19 protein-coding genes and 1 pseudogene are annotated in these 22632 nt (G+C 68.5%); 10 read left to right on the top strand and 10 right to left on the bottom strand.

Translation table 11 applies throughout. The features are described 5' to 3' along the window. Positions 1–42: 42 nt before the first annotated feature. Positions 43–969, bottom strand: coding sequence for a ParB/RepB/Spo0J family partition protein (locus tag GVY64_RS26585; protein WP_159846951.1), 927 nt, complete (start codon positions 967–969; stop codon positions 43–45). 158 nt (positions 970–1127) lie between these two features. Here GVY64_RS26585 and GVY64_RS26590 point away from each other — a divergent pair, with 158 nt between their 5' ends. Then, positions 1128–1715 carry a TetR/AcrR family transcriptional regulator gene (locus tag GVY64_RS26590; protein WP_159846954.1) on the top strand — a complete coding sequence of 196 codons (588 nt, stop codon included), beginning with the start codon at positions 1128–1130 and terminating at the stop codon, positions 1713–1715. 300 nt (positions 1716–2015) lie between these two features. After that, entirely contained in the window at positions 2016–2948 is a 933-nt protein-coding gene (locus tag GVY64_RS26595; RefSeq protein ID WP_159846957.1) for a universal stress protein, read from the top strand. On the opposite strand, the gene GVY64_RS26600 is transcribed toward GVY64_RS26595, so the two are convergent. The 6 genes from GVY64_RS26600 to GVY64_RS26625 all read right to left on the bottom strand — a co-directional run bounded on the left by GVY64_RS26600 (position 2938) and on the right by GVY64_RS26625 (position 8327). Further along, entirely contained in the window at positions 2938–3405 is a 468-nt protein-coding gene (locus GVY64_RS26600) for a CBS domain-containing protein (RefSeq protein WP_159846960.1), read from the bottom strand. The genes GVY64_RS26595 and GVY64_RS26600 overlap by 11 nt on opposite strands. Positions 3406–3524: 119 nt before the next feature. After that, a complete protein-coding gene (locus tag GVY64_RS26605; protein WP_159846963.1) occupies positions 3525–4778 on the bottom strand; it encodes a cytochrome P450 in 1254 nt (417 codons plus the stop codon). 224 nt (positions 4779–5002) lie between these two features. Beyond that, on the bottom strand, positions 5003–6175 hold the full coding sequence (locus tag GVY64_RS26610; protein ID WP_159846966.1) for an aminoglycoside phosphotransferase family protein: 1173 nt from the start codon (positions 6173–6175) through the stop codon (positions 5003–5005). Between the two features lie 143 nt (positions 6176–6318). Beyond that, positions 6319–6996: a response regulator gene (locus GVY64_RS26615; RefSeq protein ID WP_159846969.1), complete on the bottom strand. Its 678-nt coding sequence runs from the start codon at positions 6994–6996 to the stop codon at positions 6319–6321. Beyond that, complete coding sequence (locus GVY64_RS26620; protein ID WP_159846972.1) at positions 6993–8099, bottom strand: sensor histidine kinase; 1107 nt, start codon at positions 8097–8099, stop codon at positions 6993–6995. The genes GVY64_RS26615 and GVY64_RS26620 overlap by 4 nt, the downstream gene beginning before the upstream one ends. A 51-nt stretch (positions 8100–8150) precedes the next feature. After that, entirely contained in the window at positions 8151–8327 is a 177-nt protein-coding gene (locus GVY64_RS26625; RefSeq protein WP_159846975.1) for a hypothetical protein, read from the bottom strand. Here GVY64_RS26625 and GVY64_RS26630 point away from each other — a divergent pair. The 3 genes from GVY64_RS26630 to GVY64_RS26640 all read left to right on the top strand — a co-directional run bounded on the left by GVY64_RS26630 (position 8316) and on the right by GVY64_RS26640 (position 11159). Further along, complete coding sequence (locus GVY64_RS26630) at positions 8316–8723, top strand: DUF6223 family protein (RefSeq protein ID WP_159846978.1); 408 nt, start codon at positions 8316–8318, stop codon at positions 8721–8723. The genes GVY64_RS26625 and GVY64_RS26630 overlap by 12 nt on opposite strands. A gap of 94 nt (positions 8724–8817) precedes the next feature. Further along, complete coding sequence (locus tag GVY64_RS26635; RefSeq protein WP_159846981.1) at positions 8818–10305, top strand: glyceraldehyde-3-phosphate dehydrogenase; 1488 nt, start codon at positions 8818–8820, stop codon at positions 10303–10305. A 92-nt stretch (positions 10306–10397) separates the two neighbouring features. Then, positions 10398–11159, top strand: coding sequence for a dienelactone hydrolase family protein (locus GVY64_RS26640; RefSeq protein WP_159846984.1), 762 nt, complete (start codon positions 10398–10400; stop codon positions 11157–11159). 112 nt (positions 11160–11271) lie between these two features. Here GVY64_RS26640 and GVY64_RS26645 read toward each other — a convergent pair whose 3' ends face one another. Then, a complete protein-coding gene (locus tag GVY64_RS26645; RefSeq protein ID WP_159846987.1) occupies positions 11272–16737 on the bottom strand; it encodes an ATP-binding protein in 5466 nt (1821 codons plus the stop codon). Between the two features lie 347 nt (positions 16738–17084). On the opposite strand from GVY64_RS26645, the gene GVY64_RS26650 reads away from it, so the two are divergent. From GVY64_RS26650 to GVY64_RS26665, 4 genes are all read left to right on the top strand, one after another. Next, the gene (locus tag GVY64_RS26650; protein ID WP_159846990.1) at positions 17085–17390 is read left to right on the top strand and encodes a hypothetical protein; all 306 of its coding nucleotides are present in this window, start codon (positions 17085–17087) and stop codon (positions 17388–17390) included. Positions 17391–17417: 27 nt separating this feature from the next. Beyond that, positions 17418–17621, top strand: coding sequence for a hypothetical protein (locus GVY64_RS26655; RefSeq protein ID WP_201298162.1), 204 nt, complete (start codon positions 17418–17420; stop codon positions 17619–17621). A gap of 175 nt (positions 17622–17796) precedes the next feature. Beyond that, a complete protein-coding gene (locus GVY64_RS26660) occupies positions 17797–18822 on the top strand; it encodes an FAD-dependent monooxygenase (RefSeq protein ID WP_159846993.1) in 1026 nt (341 codons plus the stop codon). Positions 18823–19106: 284 nt separating this feature from the next. Next, the gene (locus GVY64_RS26665) at positions 19107–19676 is read left to right on the top strand and encodes a hemerythrin domain-containing protein (RefSeq protein ID WP_159846996.1); all 570 of its coding nucleotides are present in this window, start codon (positions 19107–19109) and stop codon (positions 19674–19676) included. Positions 19677–19714: 38 nt separating this feature from the next. Here the strand turns inward: GVY64_RS26665 and GVY64_RS26670 are convergent, their stop codons facing one another. Together GVY64_RS26670 and GVY64_RS26675 are read right to left on the bottom strand one after the other, a co-directional pair. Then, complete coding sequence (locus tag GVY64_RS26670) at positions 19715–21151, bottom strand: M48 family metalloprotease (RefSeq protein WP_159846999.1); 1437 nt, start codon at positions 21149–21151, stop codon at positions 19715–19717. Continuing rightward, positions 21148–21669 (bottom strand): hypothetical protein, encoded by a 522-nt coding sequence (locus GVY64_RS26675; RefSeq protein ID WP_159847002.1) that lies wholly within the window; start codon positions 21667–21669, stop codon positions 21148–21150. Before GVY64_RS26675 ends, GVY64_RS26670 begins: the two co-directional genes overlap by 4 nt. Before the next feature lie 515 nt (positions 21670–22184). Here GVY64_RS26675 and GVY64_RS38055 point away from each other — a divergent pair. After that, positions 22185–22632: pseudogene (locus GVY64_RS38055) on the top strand (lytic transglycosylase); the annotation flags it as partial.

The raw sequence follows: 22632 nt of genomic DNA on the forward strand, positions 1-22632 counted from the left end.
ACCCTTCTCGGATTCCGGCCGTGCGTCGCGGGTGTGGCGGCGCTACTCGGTGCCGCCGGAATCGATGTAGCCGGCCAGCGCCCGCCATTCCTTGGCGTTGCGGGTGGCGAGTTCGGCGACGGCCGGGATGCAATGCGGAGGGACGGTGGCCACCAATGCGGTCCACACCTCGCGCTGCATGGAGTGGGTGTGCAACCAGCGCAGCAGGTCGCGGCCTTGCTGGCTGTGCCGCATGGCGGGGTCGCGAGTGAGCTGCTGCAGCAGCAGCGCGCTGCCCTCGGGTTGGTCCGCGGCGTTGTCGTGCTCCGGTGACCCGGTCTCTCGCAGACGTTTCCGGATCGCGTGCGCCGTGCTGATGGACACCTCGGCCGCGGCGGCCAGCGCGCGTAACGGCATGTCCGGCGAGGTGGCCAGCAGCTCGGCGACGCGGCGCCTGCGCTGGGCGCGATCCAGCGGCCTGCGCCTGCCGTCGGCGCCGACGCGGATGTTCGACTGCGGAATTTCCGCAGTCGAACGTTGGCGAATCGTGGCCACCGTGCGCGCCGAGAGCCCCGTGGTGGACGCGATGGCGCGGTCGGACAATTCCGGGAGAGTCTCGATGATCCGCTCGGCCGCCGCTTTGCGATCCGCGAGCGTCAACGGCAGCCCGTGCGTCGTATTCAGTTCGACGCCGCGCAGAAAAGCCTCGGCCTGTGTTCCGTCGAAGAACACGACTTCGATGTACTCGCGTCCGAGCCATTGCGCGGCGCGCAACCGGTGCATTCCGTCGATGACGCGCATCGTGCTGCGGTGCACCAGGATCGGCGGCAATTCGGTATCGCTCTCGGCCAGCCGCGCGATGTGCCGGCGATCTTCTCCGTTCGACCGCGGCGAGTCCGCGGGCAGCAGATCATCGATCGATACGCGACAACGCGCGTTCGACGCCAGTGGCACCACGTCGCCGCTCGCCAATTTAAACTCAGCGGACATTTCGAACCCCCAGGGTCGCCCGGAATCAGATCGGTCCTCGATGACCCGATGGCCCATCCCGAACCCGGTTAGGCTTCGACCGACCGATCGGTCACAGCGTAGGTGCGGCCGGTGCCCGAGACTAGCCTTTTCAGAAAGAGTGGGGAGAATTCGGAAACATGACAGTCATTGCCGACCCCGGTCGCACGGCACTGCTCATCGCGGGCACCGTGGTAGCGGAACGCGAAGGGCTGCATCGCCTTTCGGTCAACGCGGTGGTCGAGGAGGCCGGGATGGCCAAGGGCACCTTCTACCACCACTTCGTCAACCGCCGCAGCTACGTCATCGCGCTGCACCGCCGCTTCTTCGACGCGCTGTCGCAGTCGGTGGCCGCCGCGCTGGCCGGGATACCGCCGGGCATCGAACGGATCGCGCCCAGTCTGGACGCGTTCCTGGATGCCTGCCTCGACGCCCGCGGCACCGAGGCGTTCATGGTCCAGGCGCGTACCGATCCGGATCTGCGCGAGGAGATCCGCCGCCGTCACGAGCTGTTCATCGCCGTGGGGCGGCCGGACATGGTCGCCGCCGGGTGGCCCGACCCGGACGCGGCCTCGCGGATGAAGGTCGCCATGGTCGGTGAAATCTGCCTGGCCGAGCTGACTTCCCGGCGTGCGCGTCCGGATCTGCGCACGGCGGCCGTGCGGATGCTGACCGCCAACCGCACCGGGCCGCTCGGGTTGGAGCCGCCCGAGGGCAATGCGACTTAGGCGCCGCTATATTCGATGAAAAGTTCTCTGCGCGAATTACTTTCGCGTACATGCGCCTCCTCGGTCGTTTGCCGGGCGACGGGTGGGGTACGAGAGACGCCGCGACGGACCACGGTCGCGGCTCGCGATGGCGACGGTATCGATCCCGGCGGCGACGGTGCGAGGCGCGACCGGTCGCGCGAGTGTCTTTCGGCCCTCGCGCCGGGGACGATCAGCCGTGTTCGCGCCTGTGGTGCGGCGCATACCGTCGAGTTCGGCGCTCGGTTGGGTGCTACACGATCACGGGCTCGGGAGGCCGTCATGACAGAACAGCGATTCGACGACCCGCACCACCTCGCCACAGCGAAAGTGGTTGTCGGCGTCGATGGTTCGGAGGGATCATGGACCGCGGTGCGGTGGGCGGCGCGGTTCGCGGCCGAGCGCGGACGGGCCCTCGAGATCCTGCACGGGATGGAGCTGGTGGGGACCGGGTGGGTGCTCGGCGACTACGAGGTCGTGATCCCCTCGGTGCTCGACGCTGCCCGCGAACAGGGACGAGAGGTGGTCGCCCAGGCCGAACGCGTGGCCCGTTCGGTCGCGCCCGAGCTGCGTATCTCGGCTCGCGCGACGAGCGACACCGGAAGGCAACTGTTGATCGAGCACAGCGCCGAGGCGTTTGCGGTCGTGATCGGTGCGACCGGCGACGCGGGGACGTTCGCGCACCTGGGCTCGACGCTGCTGGCGGTGACCGCCCACGCGCACGGCACGGTGGTCGTCGTGCGGACCGACCCCGACGTCGACGGCGGGGTGCACCCGTCGGGCCCGGTGGTAGTCGGTGTGGACGGCAGTCCGGTCGGAGACGCCGCGATCGCGGCAGCGTTCACCGAAGCGGCCGAACGCGGCGCCGACCTCGTCGCCGTCCACGTGTGGACCGACTGGGACTCCGGGCGCTTCGCCGGTGACGTCCACCGGACCGACGCCGAACTCGACAATGTCGAGCGGGTGCTCCTCGCCGAGCGCATCGCGGGCTGGCAGGAGAAGTTCCCGCAAGTTCGTGTCACGCGGAAGGTCGAGGTGTCCGCTCCGGCGTCTCATCTGCTGTCCTGGTCGAAGGTGGCGCAGTTGCTGGTCGTGGGCAGTCGCGGCCGGGGTGGCTTCGCCGGGATGCTGCTCGGCTCCACCGCCAACACGGTGGTGCAGCACGCTTCGTGCCCGGTCATGGTCGTGCACCCACAGGAGCGGATCAGCGGCTAGCCGCGCTGTCCGATGCGTTGCCGGTCACGGGCAGATTGGCGGCGCAGACCGCCTCGACGAACTCACCGACGGTGGCCCCGGTCAGATGGCGAGCCAGATCGGCCTCGGTGATGATGCCGACCAGCACGCCGTGGTCGGTGACCGGGAGCCGACGGACCCGGTGCTGCTCCATGAGCACCAGAGCGTCGCGCACCTCGGTGTCGATCTCGACGGTGTGCAGTCGATCGGCACCCTGCGCCAATTCTCCGGCGGTGGTGGTCTTCGGATTCGCGCCGACGCCGACGACCTTCACAACGATGTCGCGATCGGTGACGATGCCGACGGGACGGCCTTCGCCGTCGCAGATCGGCAGCGCGCCGATATCGAGCTGTCGCATCCGCTGGGCGGCAGCCTCCATGGTGTCTCGCACACTGATGTGCTGTACGTCGGCCCGCATGATCGTCCGCGCGGTGCTCATGATGTGTCTCCTTCCACTCCGGCGGCGTGCTCGCTACGTCGATCATCATTCGACGGTGACGGGGGCACCGACAGAGCAGAAGGTCATCAGACCGGTCGGGCCGGTTCCGGGTCGGCCCGTCAGATGTGCAGCGGAGCGGTCGGCGGGAAGGTGACCGGCAGTTCGGTCAGGGCCCTGTGGAAGGGCCCCGGTCGCCAGCTGGGTGTCCCGTTCGGCAGGTTCGGCCGGATCTCCGGCAGCGCGTCGAGGAGCTGGTCGATGGCCTCTTGCGCGATCAGATAGGCCAGCGATCGCGCCGGGCAGGCATGCGGGCCGAGGCCCCACGCCAGGTGGGAGCGGTTGCCGGTCAGGTCGCCGGCGCGGATCGCGGGATCGTTGTTGCAGGCGGCCATGCTGATGACGACGGGCTGGTGTGCGGGCAGCCAGATGCCGTCGATGAGGATCGGATGGCGTGGATAGGTGATCAGCAGGTTCGCCAGCGGCGGGTCGTCGAACAAGACCGAATCGAGGGCATCGCGCGACGAGAGGTTGCCGCCGAGAATGCTGTCGCCGTAGCGCTCGTCGGTGAGGATCAGCAGCAGGGTGTTGACGATCAGGTTCAGCTGGAATTCGATCCCGGTGCCGTAGACCTGGGACACGTGGTGCGAGGCCTCTACGTCGTTCAGCCGGGCGGGATGCTGCAGCAGCACCGAGGTGATATCGCGGCCGGGTTCGGCGCGTTTGAGCGTCACGAGGCTCATCAGCGCCTCCCCGAGCATCTGATTGCCCTTCTCGGCGTCGACACCCTCGAGCAGCGCGGCCGTACCGGCGGCGACCTGCCCGCCGATCTCCGGCGGGCAGCCGAGCAGATAGTTCACCACTTCGAATACCAGTGGGAACACATACTGGCGGATCAGGTCGGCAGACCCGTCCTGGCAGAAGGAGTTGATCAGCGGGATGGCGACGCCCTCGACGACGGCGTGCAGGGCATACAGGTCGACCTCGTCGATGGCCGCGGTGATCGCGCCTCGGTAGCGAGTGAAGTCGGTCCCGGTACTGCGACTGGCCATGGGCCGCCACTCCAGCAGGGGCAGGATGGGGCAGTCGGCGGGAATGTTCTTCTGCCAGGTGCGTGGGTCGGCGGGGAAGTGCTCGGGATCGTTGAGGATCCGCACCGCGGTGCTGTAGCCGATCACCAAGGTGGCCGGTACGCCCGGCGCCAACTCCACCGGCGCCAACGACCCGTAGCGCCTGCGCATTTCGCGATAGACATGGTGCGGATCAGCCGCGAACTCGGCCGAGTACAGGGGCACCCGCGGGTCGTCGGAATCGACGGGCGAGCCGTGGACTACCGGGCACGACTGCGCCGGAGCCTGAGATCCCAGCGTACTCAAGAGCAAACTCCAAACTTGGTTCGTATGCACTAGCTGACTGCTGAAGCACCGCTCCCTGCCCGGACACTGCACCGGAGCGAGTTACCGGGTCTGCGGGAACCGGTAGATGGTATAGCGCGCACGGACCGGATCCATCACCGCGCGCGGGAATATGCCTCCCGGCCACGCTTTCCGTTACGCGCGGCCGGACTGTTGCCCGGCCGCGCCACCACGAGAATCCGGTGTCAGACGCCGAGTGCGTCCAACGAATCGTGGTCGTCGATAGCCGTGGTGATCCGTTTCAACAGCGTCAAGCACGTCTCCACGGGCTGCATCTTCGGTTGATACGCCGCCCGGCCGATCGTGAACGCCCACGCCGCGTAAGCGAACATCGACTGTTGCCGGTAGGCCAGCCATGCGTCGTCGAAGGAGGGCGCCTGACCGTCGAGGGTGCCGAGTTCGTCCAGGTAGGCCGCCAGCAGGTCGCGGTCCCAGGCCCGTCGGTCCTCGGGCTCGCATCCCGAATTGACGGTATAGGCGAAATCGTGCGCCCACCCGCCCCGCATGACCACCTGCCAGTCGACGAATCCCATTCGACCGGAGCCGGTTCGGTAGGTCTGGCCGATGTGCGGGTCACCGTGCAGCAGAGTCTGGGGCAGTTCGTTCGTGGCTTTGTCGATCGCGCGCTCCACACCGGCCCACAACCGCTCCGCCTGTCCGTGGAGCGCCGCGGGCACCACGTCCGCGGCGCGGCGCAGGCCGACTTCGCAACGCTTCCTCATGTCGATGGCGGCAAGGTAAGCCTGCAGCGCCTCGGTGGTCGTCTTGAGGTCCGTGATCGACGGATGGTTCCAGAAGGTGCGGTGCAGCCGGGCGAGATTGCGGACCAGATCTTCGATCTGATCGCGGGCGATCGGGGCGTTCGGCTCGATGAACTGCGCACCGCGGGTCGCGGCGATGTCCTCCATGAGGGCGATCGATCGCCAGGACGCCGGGTCGGCGGCGCCCCAGTAGCCGAACGGAGCCTCGATGTCGGCCTGCGGGCGGAAGTCTCTGAAGAAGCGGGTCTCGCCGTCGATCATCTTCCCGCCGCCGAGCAGGATGCGCTGCGAGAAGGCGGTCGTGGTCTTCGCGAACAGTTCGGTGGGCAAGCCCGCCTGCTCGCCGGCGTCGTTGTAGCCGACGCGAATCGCGACGCGAGTGGACGTTCCGCGGCTGCCGTTCGAGGTCTCGAACGAGACGACTTCGGCTCCGGGAACGTCGCGGCACAGGACGGCCGTCAGCCACCGCGGTGTGACGGTTTCACCGGACACCGGAACGTCCTCGACGTCCCTGGCTTTCGGCCGGATCAGCTTCTCGCCCAGGATGTGAGCGCCAACTGTGACCGACCGGCCGAGCAACCATAGCTTGTGGTTCATTAGCCTGCCTCGATTCCGGAGTGCGACATGACCGCCCGCGCAGCGGGATCACCGGTGCGCGGGTCCGCAGGACAGTACCGCATGCCCTCGAAGCGGTTGGACCGCAAGAGGATTTGCCCCTGCGCGGCGAGAACGAGCGGCGGTCAGGGCGGTCCGGAGCTGCGAGGGGTGACCAGGCCGGATTCGTAGGCGAAGACGACGAGTTGGGCGCGGTCGCGGGCGTGCAGCTTCGTCATGGCGCGATTGACATGGGTTTTGGCGGTGAGCGGGCTGATCGTCATGCGGCCTGCGATCTGGTCGTTGGACAGGCCCTGGGCGACCAGCACGACCGCTTCGCGCTCGCGGTCGGTGAGTTCTTTCGATCCCGCGCCTGCACCGGCGCCGGTCCGCGGCGGTTGGGTGACGTACCGGTCGATCAGCCTGCGGGTGATCGACGGTGCGAGCAGGGCGTCCCCGCGCGCGGCCACGCGCACGGCGTGCAGGAAGTCCTCCGGCTGGATGTCCTTGACGAGGAATCCCGCCGCCCCGGCTCGCAGCGCGTGGAAGACGTGTTCGTCCGAGCCGTAGTTGGTCAGGATGACGACGTGCACCCCGGCGAGCGCGGGATCCGCGGCGATGCGCCGTGTCGCTTCGATGCCGTCGGCGACCGGCATCCGGACATCGATGAGCGCGACGTCGGGCAGATGCTGCGCGGCCATCGCCACCCCCTCGTGGCCGTCCGCGGCCTCGGCCACCACCTCGATGTCGTCCTCGGCGTCCAGCAGCGCACGGAATCCGCTGCGGATGAGCGGCTGATCGTCGACGAGCAGGACACGAATCATGACGGTCGATCCACGGGAAGTTCGGCGTGGACGGAGAACCCGCCCGCGCTGCGCGGCGCCGCCCGCAGCCGCCCGCCGAGAGCGGTGACTCGTTCGTGCATGCCGAGCAGCCCGACGCCCGGCGCCGCAGCCGCGCCGGGGGTGGCCTTCCCGTCGTCGTCGACCTGGATGACCAGCGTGTCGGGGCGGTAGCCGATCCGGACCGACGCCGTCGCCGCCTCCGCGTGCCGGGCGATATTGGTGAGCGACTCCTGCACGATCCGGTAGGCCGTCCGGTCGACCGCCGCGGGCAGGTCGGGGCGCTGTCCCTCGACGGTCAGCGTGGCGTCCAATCCGGTCGACCGGGAACGGTCCACCAGATCCGGGACGTCGTCGAGCCCGTGCCCGAGGGTCTCACCGTCCTCGCGCAGCGCCTGCAGCGTCGCCCGGAGTTCCCGTGCCGCCTCGCGACCGGCCTCGCGGATCGCGAGCAGGGCCTCCGGCGCCGGTTCCCCCCGCTTGTTCGCCAGATGAACGGCGACCTCCGCCTGCAGTTTGATCACCGAGATCTGATGGGTGAGCGAATCGTGCAGTTCCCGCGCGATGTGCAGTCGCTCTTCGCCGGCGCGCCGCCGCGCGGTCTCCTCGCGGGTGCGCTCGGCTTCGTCGGCCCGCCGTTCGGCTTGCCGCAGCGCTTCCCCCGCCGCCCCGGCCGCGATCAACCATGCCAGTTCGAGAGCTCCTCTGGCCTGCGCGAACGCCGCGTCCAGATCGTGCAGGGAAGCCAGCGCCGCGAGCGGCAGACCGGCCAGCAGCAGCACCGCCGACCCCGCGGCGATCATCCGATGTCCTGCGCGCACGGCGGCGTAGACGGCGAACAGATACGCGACCGCGGGCACGTCGAAACCGACGGCTTGGTAACCCAGCGCGCACGCCCCCGTGATGACCAGCACGGCGACCGGAGCCCGCCGGCGCGCGGCCAGCGCCAGCCCCCCACCTGCCAGCGCCGCGTAGCCCAGCGGGTCGAGATCCGTGGGAGAGTGCTGCCGGGACAGTCCGGTGGACAACAGGATCGCGGCCACGCCGACGGCGATCGCCCAGTCCGCGATCCGCTCCCTGCTCATGCGTGCACCCTAACCGGATCCGCACGCCGACGACTCCTGCGCACGCATGATCTATCGCCTACCGCGTTCGCAGTACTCCGGCAGGCCGCCACGACGTCCGACGTAGTCGGGTACGGCATCGGCGGCAGCACGAAGTGTCTCCTTGCGCTGGACGACCCGGGCCGCGCCGACGGACATGATCGAAGCGACGTCGGTATTCAGGAAAAGGAGCACCTCGTGTCCGTTCATCGTCCCCTCTCCGCCGCAGCCCTGCTCGCGGCGTTCGCGCTCGTCAGCCCGGCGACCGCGCACGCATCGGCACAGCCGACTGCCGCCGCGGTCACCACGCTGAGCACCGGTCGTCTCGCAGGCAGTGCGGCGGCCCTGATCGCGGTGCTCGGGGTGGTGGTCGGTGCGCTGGCCGTGGCACGCGTAGGTCGATTCGGCACCCGGGCGAGTGACGCCGTCATCGCCGCCGTCGCCGGTCTGACCGGCATGGTCGTCGGCGGGTTCGTCGTGCTCACCGCCGACGGTGGTCTCGGCACCGGCAACGGTCTCGGCGGGGGCGTCGTGGCCATGACGGTCGGGCTGATCGGCATGGTCCTCGGTGGCACGGCCCTGATCCGGTTCCGCCGCGCCGGCTGAGGGGGACCTCACCGGTGGGTATCCGGCCTCGGTGATATCACGGCCCTCATTAGCATCGATTCGCGAGCAAATCGAGAAGATACGAGGACGTGCGTTGGCTACCGAACACCTTGACCGCTGGAACGCCCAGGAAGCCGCCGCTGAGGCGATGATTCCCATCATCGGCACCTTGTATCGAAGGAAGGGCGTCACGATTCTGCTGCACAGCCGGTCACTGGTGAACAAATCGGTGATCAGCATCCTGCGGACGCACCGTTTCGCGCGGCAGATCGAGGGCGAAGAGTTGTCGGTGGACGAGACCCTGCCCTTCCTGCAGGTGCTCAGCGAACTGGATCTGGGGCCGTGCAAGATCGATCTCGGTCAGCTGGTCATGACCTATCGTGCCGACGATCGCGGCCTCTCGATCCGCGAGTTCACCGCGGCCGTGCTGGCGGACGTGACCGACGGCAACAAGGCGCAGTCTCCGGGCCCGAGAGACGTCGTGCTCTACGGGTTCGGCCGCATCGGCCGCCTGGTCACTCGCCTGCTCATCGAGAAAGCCGGATCCGGCAACGGGCTGAACCTGCGTGCCGTCGTCGTGCGCAGGGGAGGCGCCGACGATCTGGCCAAGCGTGCGTCGCTGCTTCGCCGGGATTCGGTGCACGGCCACTTCAACGGCACGATCAAGGTCGACACCGGCAACGACACGATCACCGCGAACGGCAACGTGATCAAATTCATCTACAGTGACGATCCGACGACGATCGACTACACCGCATACGGGATAACCGACGCGATCCTGATCGACAACACCGGTAGGTGGCGTGATCGCGACGGGCTGTCGCAGCATCTGCGCCCCGGCATCGCGAAGGTCGTGCTCACCGCGCCCGGTAAGGGCGATGTCCCGAACATCGTGCACGGCGTCAACCATCGCAGCCTGGACCTGTCGCAGCGGATCTTCTCGTGCGCCTCGTGCACGACCAACGCGATCGTTCCGCCGCTCAAGGCCATGGACGACGAGTACGGCATCATCCGCGGGCACGTGGAGACGGTGCACTCGTTCACCAACGACCAGAACCTGCTGGACAACTATCACAAGGCGGACCGTCGTGGCCGGTCCGCGCCGTTCAATCTCGTGCTCACCGAGACCGGCGCCGCCTCCGCGGTGGCCAAGGCACTGCCGGATCTGAAAGCCAAGATCACCGGAAACTCGATTCGTGTGCCCACCCCGGACGTATCGGTCGCGATCCTGAACCTGCAGCTCGAGCGCAAGACGACGAAGAGCGACGTGCTCGAGTACCTGCGTCGCGTTTCGCTCGCCGGGCCGTTGAGCCGCAACCTCGATTACACCGCCGCCACCGACGTGGTTTCCAGCGATTTCAGCGGCTCGCGCGCGGCGTCGATCATCGATGCCAACGCCACGATCGTCGAGGACGACACCGCGATTCTGTATGTCTGGTACGACAACGAATTCGGTTATTCGTGCCAGGTGGTGCGGACGGTGCAGTACATCTCGGGCATCGAGTATCCGACCTATCCGCAGGTCGCGCGACTGGACGACGCGGCCGACTCCCGTGTGCTGACCGGGACCGACGCACGGTAACTCGCCCGTCGTCGGTGCCCACCGGTGCGTGGAATCGGCCGCCACCGAATGGGGTAGGTTCGAAAAGCTCGATTCGACAGAAGGATTCACCGATGACCGCAGTGCACGGCAGGTCGGTCGACGTCCCGACGCCCGATGGTGTCGCCGACGCGTATGTCGCCTACCCCGACGACGGCGCCGCCCATCCGGGGGTGCTGGTGATTCAGGACGGCTTCGGACTGCGGCCCAGCCTGCGGTCGCTGGCGGATCGTATCGCCGCCCACGGCTACACCGTCTTGTTGCCGAACGCCTATTACCGGCACGGGCGCGCGCCGGTGATCGAGCTGCCGGACTTCATCGACCCGGCGGAGCGGCCGGAGATCTTCCAGCAGGTCTTCCCGATGATCCGGGAGCTCACACCGGAACTCCTGCGTTCGGATGCCGACGCGTACCTCGACTGGCTGGCAGCGTCTCCACAGGTCGCCGCGGGTGGGGTCGGCCTGACCGGCTACTGCATGGGGGCGCGGCTGGCGGTGCTGATCGCGGCGATGTTCCCCGATCGGGTTGCGGCGGTGGCCGGATTCCATGGCGGGCCGCTGGTCACCGACACTCCGGACAGTCCGCACCTGACGGTCGGAAACATCACGGCGGAGTTGTATTTCGCCCATGCGGGCGAGGACGACCATATGACCGCGGAACACATCGCCCAGTTCGACAAGGCGCTCGAGGCCGCAGGCGTCCGCCACCGCACCGAGGTCTACGAGGGGGCTCAGCACGGCTACACCCAGGCCGATACTTCCGCCCACGACCCCGAGGCCGCCGAGCGGCATTACCGCGAACTGCTGGCCCTGTTCGACCGCAATCTGCACCAGTAGCCGGGCGGCCCGCTACGCGGGCTGACAACGCTCATCGCCGACCGTGCGTCCCGGCGAGTCCCCACGCAGAAGGTGGGGACTCGCCGGACGTGACGGACCGCGGCGGGGCGGATCACCCCGCCAGATGCGCCTCGATGGCCTCGATGATGCGCGGGCGCAGTTCGGAGGCGCGGATAACGGCGTCGACCGAACCGACCTCGACCGCCCGTCGGATGTCGTGCACGCGGTCGAATTCCGCGGCCACGTCGGCGAGCTTCTCCGTGCGGACCGAGGACCGGAGCTCGTCGAGTTCCGCGGTCAGGGACGCGCGTGCGGTGCCGGATGCGTTCGCGGCGCGCGCTTCCAGGTCCCGCACCCGCGGATCGGCCGCGGTGCGGGTGTCGACCTCACCGGCGAACACCACCGCGGCGGCCGGGGCGCCACCGAGCACCGAGGCGAACGAGCCTTCCACCGCGAGTACGGTCATGTTCGGGTTCAGCGCCTTCGAGAACACCACGAACGCGCCGCCGTGATACCGGGAGATGACGCAGAACACGATGGGACCGCGGAAGTTGACGACCGCACGCCCGATCTCGGCGCCGTACTCGAGCTGCAGCTTCCGCATCGACTCGGGGGAGCCGTCGAAGCCGGACAGATTCGCGAGGACCACCAGTGGCCGATTGCCGCTGGCCGCATTGATCGCTCGCGCGGCCTTCTTCGACGACCGCGGGAACAACGTGCCCGCGGTGTAGGTGTCCGGGCCGTCGGTGGACGGGAAGCCGCGCCGCGGCACACCCCGCGACTCGATGCCGAGCAGGCACACCGGGATGCCGCCGAGGTGGGCGTCCTGCACCACCGCGGTCTCGGCGTCGGCCATACCCGCCCAGCGTTCCAGCACCGGGTGGTCCTGGTCGGACAGCGCCCGCATCACCGTCCGGATGTCGAACGGCTTCTTGCGATCCCGGTTCTTGGCGGCGGAGAAGATCTCGCCGACGGTCGTGAAGTCGCTGTCCGCGGCGATGTGCGGGAAATCGGAGACGTCGCGATCGATCGGGTCGCTGGTGCGCGCTCGCCGCGGCGCCTGCTCGCCGGGCGCGATGTAGGTGTGGTCGTAGTGCGACATCAGCACGTCCTGCGCGGCGGTCAGGTTCGGTGCCCAGTACTGCGCCTGCCCGTTGGGACCCATCACCCGGTCGTAGCCGCCGATGCCGAAGTTGTCCTCCGCCGACACGCCTCCGGAGAAGTCCAGCGCCTGCTTGCCGGTGAGCACCATCGCGGAGTCCGGCGTCATCACCAGGATGCCCTTGGTGTGCATGAGCATCGTGGCCTCGGCGTTCCAGTACGGCTGCGCGCCGACATTGATGCCCGCGACCACGATGTTGATCTCACCGCCGTCCTGGGTGAACTCGACGATGCGCTTGAGCGCCGCCGCCACCCAGTCCATGTTCTCCGTGCCGGACTTCATGGAGATGCGGGCGCCGGAGGACAGCGCATACCACTCCAGCGGCACCTGCATGCGGTCGGCGAGGTCCAGCGCGGCGATCACGCGGCGGCACTCCGGCTCCGACAGCGCGCCGAGCGACTTCGTCGGATCACCGAGCAGCACCACCCGGGTGACGCCATCCGGATGCCGCTCGGTCGGCGTGGTGACCACGCCGGCGACGATCGCCGCGGTGTTGCGCCCCTTGGGCCGGTCGACCGGCACCAGCGTGTGATCGTCAGCGAGGTCGTACTCGGTGAAATCACCGAGCCGCCCGGTCAATTCGTAGGGGTACACGGTGTTGCGGCTGCTGGCCCGCAGCACCTTCTGCCGGTATTCGTCCAGCGGCTCGACCGGCTCGTCGGACGGTTCGCCGACACTCACCTCGGGAGCGCCGGTGGCGCCGAAGGAGATGCGCACGGCGATCTTGGTCAGCGCGCCGGTCTGCGGATCCCGCTGCCGCGCGATGAGCAGGATCTCCTCCAGCCCGGCACCCGCGGCGGTCGGCAGCACGTGCCCGCCGAGCATCTCCAGCTCGGCGCGGGTGACGTCGATCGGCGGCCAGATGTACATCACGATGCGGTTGGTGTTGAAGCGCTTCGCCGACGGCCGCTGCGACTGTGCCCGGCGGATCGAGTCCACGCAGGTGGCGATGGTGCTCTCCGCCGTGGGCAGCGCGAGCAGCCTGCCGTCGTGCTCGCGCAGCGCCGCGAGGTCACGCACCTGGGCGAACGCGATGAGGCGGTCGTCGGCGGGGTTCTCCTTCGCGACGCACCGGAACAGGTAGACCTCTTCGTCGTCCGAGGACGGCAGCCGGGTGAGGTCGAACTTGCGCAGCCGCTCCATCTGCATCCGCTGCGCGATGTAGGGGTGCAGACCGCGGATCAGCCGCTCCTCTACCATGCCGGTGGCCGACGGGCGGAAGGTGAAGTGGTGGTGCATGACCGCGCCGCCGCTGCCCGCGACCGTGGCGGTGATGCGGTGCACCTGGTTCGGCCACGGGTGGGTGGCGATGATCTCGTGCAGTTCGGCCGCCATCGCGTCGAAGTCGGCGGGCTGGTTCTCCCAGCTGAGGTAGATGTCGGCGTCGATGGACACGGCGCCCGCGGCCAGCTCGGTGAGCCCGCGCAGCGCGGTGTCCAGCGCGTCGAAGCGCACCGCGGCGGACACCAAGCTCGAGCCGCCTCGCTCGGCGATCACGAACGTGCAGCCGCCCACCTCGTGGGTGCGAACATCGGTGAGGCCCTTGTTGCCGTAGTACCGACGGGTGAGCACCTCCAGCATGACCGTGTGGTCCGGGTAGCCGCGCTCCAGCCGCTGGCCGAGCAGCCGCACCAGCGGTTCGGTGCTGCGCACCATGTCGGAGATGCGCTCGGCCCGATCGGCGGCGCCCGGGTTCGCGTCCAGATGGCGCAGATGCCTGCGGACGTTGGTATAGACGCGGGCCCGGTTGCGCCGCAGCAACGGCTGGCCGTACCAGGCGAACACCAGACCGCGGGTGAGGTCGGCGATCACGGGGAAGCGCACCTGCGTCGTGGCCACGAGCCGCTCCAGCACGAGACCGACGGGCTCGCGCAGCGCCCGGTCCGGCACCGGCTCCTTCAGCCACTCGCGCAGCAGCGTGGTGATGACCTCGACGGTGTCGGACGGGCGTTGCTGGGCGAGGAAGATCCGGAAGACCGCGGCTTCGAGATCGGGGGAGCGCTCCAGATCGGTGACCCCGTAGTGCTCGAGCGCCTTGGCGAGTTTGGCCCGGTAGGACTCCGGCAGCCCGGCCCGCTCGACGTCGAGGCTCTGCAGATAGGTGTGGAAGTATTCGCGGGCGCTGTGCACATGGCCTTGGCCGCCGTCCTCGTCCCACGACCAGTTGTGGGTGAGTTCGGCGAGGTCGGCGAACACCTGCACGAGCTCGAGTTCCTCGGCCAGCGGCCTGCGGTTGTCCGCGATGGCGGCCCGGCGCGCGGTGAGGTAGTCGTCGAGCACCCGGCGGTCGTCGTGCGGGTCGACGTCGAAGCCGAGCAGCAGACTGCGCAGGTCCTGCTGACCGCGGGCGGTGCGCTCGTGCGGCTGGGTGTGCGCGGGCTCGCCGGGCAGGTCCAGCTCCACGGCCTCGGTCACCGCGGTGTCCTCGGCCTCGTCGTCCTCGGCGAGCGGTTCCAGCCGCAGCAGCGGCGCACCGGTCTCCACCTGGGTGCCGACGGAGACACTGCACTCCTTCAGCCGGGCGCGGAACGGCGCGCGCAGCACCGTCTCCATCTTCATGCTCTCCAGCACGAGCACCGGTGCGCCCGCCTCGACCTCGGCGCCGACTTCCAGCGGTGTCGCGACGACCAGCGCGGGAGCGGGGGAGCGGACCACACCGCCTTCGTCGCGGCTGATCCGATGGGTCACACCGTCGACGTCGATCAGGTGGATCGGCCCGTGGGTGCCGGTGGTCAAGCGGTAGCGAGTGCCGTTGACCACGATGTGGCCGGTGTGCCGATCGAAGCGCTCGAGATCGACGTCGGCGGTGCGGAGGTCGCCGCCCGCCTCGATCCCGATCCGGAACCGATGGGCGCCGATGCGCGCGACGCGCACGCGGTAGCTCGCGCCGCGCAGCTTCAGGTCGAGCGGCCTGCCGCTCTCGTGCTGCACCTGAGGACGTCCGCCGGACGCCGTGGACAGCAACCGGTGCCGCTGGACGCGCTCCTCCTCCTCGTAGGCATCGATGGCGGCGGCGGCCAGCGCGACGGCCGAGTGGCGGTGCGAGACCAGTCTGCCCTCACCGCGGACGCGGTCGATCCAGCCGGTGTCGGCGCTGGCGTCGATCACCTCGGGCTGGTTGAGCAGGTCGAGCACGAAACTCTTGTTCGTCGCGCCGCCCTCGATGACCACCCTGGTCTGCGCCACCGCCCGGCGCAGCCTGCCCAGCGCTTCGTCACGGTTACGGCCGTAGGCGATGATCTTGGCGATCATCGAGTCGAAGTCGGCGGGAATCGTGTCGCCTTCGCTGACGCCCGTGTCGACGCGGATGCCCGGCCCGGCCGGCAGGTCGAGGCGCGCGATGCGGCCCGGAGCGGGCGCGAAGTCGCGGTCGGGATCCTCGGCGTTGAGCCGGGCCTCGATGGCGTGCCCGCGCTCGGCCGGAGGTTCGCCCTCGAGCTTCCCGCCCGAGGCCACCAGCAACTGGGCGCGGACGAGGTCGAATCCGGTCGTGGACTCGGTGATCGGGTGCTCCACCTGCAAGCGGGTGTTGACCTCGAGAAACGCGAACAGATCGTCACCGGGGTGGTAGAGGAACTCGACGGTCGCCGCCCCGCGATAGCCCACCGCGATCGCCAGCCGCTCGGCCGACGCTTTGAGCTCGGCGGCCTGCTCCGGGCGCAGCACCGGCGACGCGGACTCCTCGATGATCTTCTGGTTGCGCCGCTGCACCGAGCAGTCCCGGACGCCCAGCGCCCACGCGGTCCCCTGGCCGTCGGCGATGACCTGGACCTCCACGTGCCTGGCGCCGGTGACCAGCCGTTCCAGGAAGACCACGCCACTGCCGAACGCCCGCGCGGCCTCCTGCCGGGTGCGCTCGTAGGCGTCGACGAGTTCGGCCTCGTTCGTGATCACCCGGATGCCGCGCCCGCCGCCGCCCGCGGTGGCCTTCAGCATCAGCGGATAGCCGATCTCGGCGGCCGACGCCAGCGCGGCGTCCACGGTCTCGACCGGGCCGCGGCTCCAGGGCGCGACCGGCACCCCGACCTCCTCGGCGATCAGCTTCGCGCCGATCTTGTCGCCGAGCTTGCGCATGGCCTCCGGGCTGGGACCGATGAAGGTGACGCCGATCTGTTCGCACAGCTCCGCGAACGCCGGGTCCTCCGCGACGAAGCCCCAGCCGACCCAGGCGGCATCCGCCCCGGTGGAGACCAGCGCGCGTTCGAGCGCCTTGAGGTCCAGGTACGGGCGCTCGGACGCCGGACCCAGGTCATAGGCGATATCGGCTTCCCGCACGAACGTCGCGCTGCGGTCCACATCGGTGTGCAGCGCGACGGTTTCGATCGGCAGCGCGGTCTCCGCAGCCAGATCTCGGACGGCGTGGATGAGGCGCATGGCGGCCTCTCCTCGGTTCACGATGGCTATGCGGCTGAACACTCGCCGGTTCCTTCCTCTCTAAGCAGTGGCCCGATTCGGGCGAGGCTCGCGAGCCCCGGTCTCGCGTAGTGTGCACCTTTATCCCAGATATCTACATAGCGTGCGGGTGTTACCCGCACGTAGAGTTCGATAAGCCTCGCTCGAGGCGCCTGTGGGCGGCCGCATTTCCGGATGATCACAGCCATCGGCATTCCGCGCCCGGCCCCGCGACCCCTGCGTATCGTTCCTCTCGCAGTGTGCACGTTCTCTCCTGAGCAACCACGCAGTTTCTGCTCGCGACCGCTCGGACAGCCCGTCCGGGACGGTGACCGATTCAGACCGCACGGAACCAGGACAAGGAGATCGTCATGAATGCCACACGCCTCGTTCGTCTGGGCCTTCCCCCCTTCCTCGCCGCCGCGGCGGCGTTGTTGTTCTGTCCGCCGACCGTCTCCGCGCAGGAGATGTGGAGCTACAACTGTTCGTCCCATTCGCCGGTATGGGAGGGCAGGGTAACTGCCATGGACTGCACGGCAGCCAATGGCGCGCCGATGAGCGGAGAGATCACGCAGCCGTTCGTGGTGAACGGAGGCGAGGTGGTGAGTTGCACGTCCGGATGGGCGCACCTGCCCGACTTGATGGCCAAGGAATGCGGACCGGTGCCGACGCAGTAGCGGATCGAGCGGGTCGGAAAATGGGCCTTGTCGATATCGGCAAGGCCCATTCTCGTCCGGCCGTCGGGATCACCGGGGTCTCGGCGGGCCGAGTGGGGCGTCCCGGGCGCCCCGGTCGCGGCGCTGCCGATCACCACGGTCGTCCCGGACGCCGTGGTCGACGGACCGGTCGCCGAGCTCGCCGACCCGATCAAGGCTCTCCACCGGGCACGCTTCCCGCAGCTGCGGTAACCCGCTCAGCCGGCCACGTCGCTGTTCATTCGCATCCACTGTCGGCTACGGCAGCGGCAGCCGGGCGGGCGAGCCGGCCGACGGCGCCGAGGTGGCGACGCCACTGTGCTGCGTCTGCGCTGTCGTCGGCAGTGATCGGCGGCGCGTTCATCGCACGTCGCTCTACGCTGAGTACATGGTCACTATCGTCGGCGGAGGAATCGCCGGGACCGTCCTCGCCGGAGCGCTTGGGCGAGAGGGCATTCCGGTTCGGGTGTACGAAAGCCGGCCATCGGTCGGCGCCGGTGCGTTCCTCGTACTGGACGATCGCGCGCACGCCGCGCTGACCGGTCTCGGCGTGCGCGCCGACCGGCTGGAGGAGGTCGCTCATCCGGTGGACGCCCTGCGGGTCGAATACCAGCCGGGCGAAGCGCGTTTCGGGCCGAGCCGTGGTCATCGGCTGTACCTGCGTGCCGAATTCATGTCGGTGCTGACCGAATTCGCCACTACCACAGCGGCGGAATTCCACTACGACACCGCGGTGACCGAAATCGACCAGGGCGTGCTGTTCAGCGGCGCTACGCGGCTGTCCACCGACGACATCGTCATCGCGGCCGACGGCATCGATTCCCTCGTCCGCCGCCGGATCGAACCGGGACGAACTCCCGAGTACGCCGGGCAGATCGTGTTCTACGGCCGCACCGAGCGTGCCCAAGCGTTGCGCACCAAGAGTACCGTGCTGCATTTCGACGGCCGGATCGGAGCGGACGGTCGTCCGGTGGGCGCATTCGGCCACTACTGGGACGAAGGACTTTCCGTCTGGTTCGCCAGAGTCACCCGCCCGCCTCTTCCCGCCCAGGACCTCGGATTCCATCCGGTAGCGGAGTGGGCCGAACTCATCCGAACGGTCGCGCCGGGCATCTCCGATGTGGTGGATGGTTTGCTCGCGGAGACCGCGACCGTACACGTCTCGAATGCGCGCAACGTCCCCTTCGCCACCGCGGCTTCCCCGCAACTCCCGGTGATACTGTGCGGCGACGCCGATCACGCCATCACACCCGCCGAAGGAGTCGGCGCGCGGGACGCGATCGAGGACGCGGCCGCCCTCTTCCACGCACTGTCCACCGGTTCCTCGCCCGCGGATGCGATGGCGGCCCGGCGGCGACAGATCGCCGCCGACCGGGAACGGGTAGTTCCGCCCTACCGTCGCGCCGGGAACTAGACGTCCTGTCGCGCCCAGACGTGTTCTGACCTGCCTCGTGAACCTCCGCGCCGAAGAACGGCATGGGAGCGAGCATCTCGCGGCTGAATATCACGAGGCACTCGACCCTCGAGCGGTGCGGCAGACAGGCACCGGGGTGGCTGAGCGGTGCGTTGGCAGCGGAGCGGCTCGGCGATGGATTATCGTCAGGACCCTTGGGGAGATGCCGGGTGTTCCGTGAGGGACAGTCCGCAGCCTGCCTCGGCGTTCAGTGCTGACCTGAAGTGCGATATCAGGGAGGATTCGTGGACATTACCGAGCTGATTCTCGATGACCACCATGAACAACGGCGGCTGTTCGCGATCCTGGAGCAGATCGATCCCGCGGAGACCGATGTGCTTTCCGCGATCTGGCACCGGCTGGCGTCCTTCCTCGAGCTGCACGCGCAGGCGGAGGAGGAGATCTTCTACCCCGCGCTGCTAAAGGCGGGTATCGCGGCCCGGCGCGCGGGCGGGGTGGAGAACGAGACACTCGATGCCATCCACGACCACAACGAGATCAGGGACGCGATCGCCGAGGTGGCGCGTCATCAGGTCGGCGCCGATGCCTGGTACGCGGCCGTCGCGGCGGCGAACGCGGCCAACAGCGATCACATGGCCGAGGAAGAACGCGAGGGCCTCACCGACTTCCGCCGTCTGACCGGGCTGGCGCGCCGCCATCAGCTGGCCGTCGCCTTCGCCGCTTACGAGGCGCGGAACTTCGCCGGCGTCCAGCCGGTCGACAAAGATCCCGTAGGCTACGTCCACGCGGCAGAGAAGAAAGCGCGTCCCGCCGGGAGTGGATCGCTGAACGTCGGCACTCTGAAACGGAACTGACCGGGGGCACCGGTTGATCGGCTGTCCAAGTGGCGGAGCTAGGGCCACCATCTGTCGTCCTCGTCGTGGTGCCGCCATGGCAGATCGAGTTGGCCGGGGTCCACGAAACTCGGTAGATCAGTGATATCGCTATCGCCTCGGGCGGCGGAGTGTCTCCACTGGTGGGTCTTTCCTTTGGAGATTCCGTCGCTCAGCGAGAACAGTATCGCGAGCGTCAGCACGACCGCGGTAATCATTACGATGCGTGGGACGCCTTCGATGCCGGGCCAGACGCGATTCATCCCGGTCGCGGTCAGCACGCACGCTCCCACTGCGAGGAAGCTGGGCAGGATCTTACCGTGATTGTCATCGATCAATCCGGATTCGGCCAGCCAGCGGCATCTTCGGGCGCTCATCGGATGTGTCTGCCAGCTCTCGGCGACCCGGGTCCAGAGCTTGGCCACGACCTCGGCGAACAGCTCGATCGGGCGGCGAGTTCCGGCACCGGGCCGGCGTAGGAGTGACAACCGGCCGGCGCGACGGATCTCCGCCAGCGCCGCAGTGCTGCGGTCGAGCACTGCCCAGACGGCGGGGTCTGCTCCCCACACTCGTGCGTCGTGATCGGCTACCTGTTCGCGAGTGCGTTGCAGGCCCGCGTAGATCAGATGGCCCGTCACGACCAGCGCGCCGACAAGAATGCACTCGCGCAGCGGGTGCACCGCACCGGTCGGCCAGTGGCGAGAGTAGGTGCCTGCCGGGGTGCGGCCGGTCGACAACCAGAGGTGCACTGCCGCAGCGGGTACGGCGACGCCCATGACGAACGTCAGCCACAGGGCTCGCGCACCGTATCCGATCACGATGTCCCGGTTGTGCACATGAGCCAGTTCATGGAGCACCACCGCCCGGAAGATGTCGGGCCGCCGCTCCTGCCCGCGCTGTCGACTCCTGCCCAACCCCTCCTTGACCAGGCCCGCGCCGAGGCAGATCGTGGGTCGGCGCGCTCGGCGGATGGTGACGGCATCCCTGCTGCGATCGAAGATCGCTACGACGAAGTTCGGTGGGCGCGAGGCCAATCCGGCGATATCTACGAGTCCGTCGAGCGTGGCCCGCAGCTGAGCGGGCACTGACCCGAGCGCCGTACGTCGAGTCCACAGTGGCCCGAGCCAGTAGTTGATCAACGCCACGATCAGCACCGCGGCAGTCCACCAGAGTGCCGGCCGCACCGCCTGGGACACGGTTTCCGGGTAACAATGCGAGTATCGGCCGATCTCGACGGAAAGCCGCAGAAAAGCCACGTCCCAGGGGGAGGCCGGATCGAATCCGGCTGCGTCCAGGCAGCGTCGGTATGCGGCTTCACCCTGTAATGCCAGCAGCATCCTGGTGGACAGGATGAGCGACCATGCCGGAATCACCGCCAGCAGCAGGACGAAACGGCGCCGGGAACCCCAGGAGAGAAAGCCGCGATGCGTACGTGAATCGTCGGCGTTCCCGGTCACTGCCCGATATCCGGTTCGATCTCCCGGAGCCGGGCGACGACCTCCTCGGCCAGCTCCTCCGCCCGCGCGCTGTCGAATCCACGCGCGACCGCGCCATCGATGATTCGGCTCCGCACGTGCCGCAGCGTGTCCGCACCTACCGGGGATACTGTCGGATTCGCTGCCGGCCGCCTGCCGATCATGGCGCGCACACGAGTACCGATCCTCTTCGTGGCGGCATCGACCGCCTTACCGGTCGCATGGTCCGAGAGTTGTTCCACCACCATCCAGATCAGCGGCACCACGAACGGTGCGACATCGGGAAGGCCGAAGCGCAGCGGTCCCCGCCAGCGCGCACCGGCGCGGCGCAGCGAACGGCTCACCTGCTCGTCGTCCAAGGGATCCAGATTTTCCAGGAGCCACCGTTCTTCTGGAACCTTGCTTTCTACGACATCCCACACGATCTGACGCACTGTGGTGACCATGAGCTCCCCCTGTTCGTCGAGTTCGCCGAAACTGCGATAGTACCGATCGAGCACATCGCCTGCGGTTTCGCCGATGGCCGTATCGGGTCGGTGGAGAACGACGAGAAAGCCTGGCACAGCGCCCAAATTCGAGCCCATGTTCGGGGTGCCATGTCCTGGATTGCTTCCGCGGGACGGCTCCGAGCGGCATCTCGGCAAGGGCGGCGGCGTGGTTCGGGCCTCGCCGGAACTGCTCTGCTTCGGGAAGAATAGCCCGCTCGTCCGACATGTGGCGTTCGCCGGAGAATCCGCAGGTCGCCTCCGGGGCAGCGGCGGGCGAAACGGGCACGGGCGGATGGCGGCATGGGCCGGTACCCTGGATTCAGGGTTGCCGCGAGAAGCGTTAAGTTACTGCGAGTTTCCCTGATACGACCCGCGATTTACTCGATATTGTGTACCGTATGTTATTGCGGGTTCGCCCCTTCGGGGCGGGCCGGGGCCGAATGCGCGGCCCCGCAGAAGGACTCCGTTGTCCGTGCGGATGCATCCGTCCCGAGACGCGGACGACGTCGAGGATTGGGTGTGGCCGAATGCGTGTATCTGCTCCGATAACGGTCTCGGCTTTGGTTGTTGCTGGTGCGGTGGTGAGTGGTTCGGGGGTGCAGGCATCGGTGCCTGCTCCGGCGCCGCGGGCACCGGAAGTGCTGGCAGCGGCGAACAAAGGTGCGGGGAGCGAACAATCGCGGGTGGTGGGGTTGTTGCCGGTGGCGGCGGAGGGGCCAAGGCGGTTGCGGGCGGTGACGCCCGGGGTGGCGCCGTTCGCGGGCGTGGTCCCGTTGCAGGAGGTATCGCTCCCCGGGGTGGGCGGGGCGTTGGGGATTCCCGAGGTGGTGTTGGCGGCGTATCGGAACGCGGAGTTGGCGTTGGCGTCCTCGACGCCGGGGTGTGGGTTGTCGTGGAGTTTGCTGGCGGGGATCGGGCGGATCGAGTCGGGGCATGCTCGTGGCGGGCGCACGGATGCGGCGGGGACGACGGTGG

The organism is Nocardia sp. CY41, assembly GCF_009829325.1.
Classification (GTDB): Bacteria; Actinomycetota; Actinomycetes; order Mycobacteriales; family Mycobacteriaceae; genus Nocardia.

What these genes read in the sequence shown, in the direction of transcription:
- GVY64_RS26585 (WP_159846951.1), bottom strand. Translation starts at nt 969, where the DNA reads ATGTCCGCTGAGTTTAAATTGGCGAGCGGCGACGTGGTGCCACTGGCG.
- GVY64_RS26590 (WP_159846954.1), top strand. Translation starts at nt 1,128, where the DNA reads ATGACAGTCATTGCCGACCCCGGTCGCACGGCACTGCTCATCGCGGGC.
- GVY64_RS26595 (WP_159846957.1), top strand. Translation starts at nt 2,016, where the DNA reads ATGACAGAACAGCGATTCGACGACCCGCACCACCTCGCCACAGCGAAA.
- GVY64_RS26600 (WP_159846960.1), bottom strand. Translation starts at nt 3,405, where the DNA reads ATGAGCACCGCGCGGACGATCATGCGGGCCGACGTACAGCACATCAGT.
- GVY64_RS26610 (WP_159846966.1), bottom strand. Translation starts at nt 6,175, where the DNA reads ATGAACCACAAGCTATGGTTGCTCGGCCGGTCGGTCACAGTTGGCGCT.
- GVY64_RS26615 (WP_159846969.1), bottom strand. Translation starts at nt 6,996, where the DNA reads ATGATTCGTGTCCTGCTCGTCGACGATCAGCCGCTCATCCGCAGCGGA.
- GVY64_RS26620 (WP_159846972.1), bottom strand. Translation starts at nt 8,099, where the DNA reads ATGAGCAGGGAGCGGATCGCGGACTGGGCGATCGCCGTCGGCGTGGCC.
- GVY64_RS26625 (WP_159846975.1), bottom strand. Translation starts at nt 8,327, where the DNA reads ATGAACGGACACGAGGTGCTCCTTTTCCTGAATACCGACGTCGCTTCG.
- GVY64_RS26640 (WP_159846984.1), top strand. Translation starts at nt 10,398, where the DNA reads ATGACCGCAGTGCACGGCAGGTCGGTCGACGTCCCGACGCCCGATGGT.
- GVY64_RS26650 (WP_159846990.1), top strand. Translation starts at nt 17,085, where the DNA reads ATGAATGCCACACGCCTCGTTCGTCTGGGCCTTCCCCCCTTCCTCGCC.
- GVY64_RS26660 (WP_159846993.1), top strand. Translation starts at nt 17,797, where the DNA reads ATGGTCACTATCGTCGGCGGAGGAATCGCCGGGACCGTCCTCGCCGGA.